Genomic DNA, 213 nt, shown 5'->3' on the forward strand with positions numbered 1-213 from the left:
ACGAGAATGCCAAGCTCAAGCGGCTGCTGGCCGACACGATGCTGGACAACGTCGTGCTGAAGGCTTCTCTGGGTTGCGCCGATCCTGCTGGATCCAACGGCTCAGTGTCGAGAAGCCAACGCCAAAATCTGCAGCAACCTGCTTTCGCGGCAGCCCGCTGGTTAACGCTACCCGCACTGCTTCTGCGCGGAATTCCGGGGGGGGGTTCGATGC

General features: G+C 61.5%; 1 pseudogene. It reads right to left on the reverse strand.

The annotated features are described in order from the left end of the window. Nucleotides 1-123: 123 nt before the first annotated feature. A pseudogene (locus ACOXXX_RS21660) lies at nucleotides 124-177 on the reverse strand (hypothetical protein); the annotation flags it as partial. Nucleotides 178-213: the final 36 nt, after the last annotated feature.

It is taken from the genome of Thalassococcus sp. BH17M4-6, assembly GCF_049323015.1.
Taxonomy (GTDB): domain Bacteria; phylum Pseudomonadota; class Alphaproteobacteria; order Rhodobacterales; family Rhodobacteraceae; genus Puniceibacterium.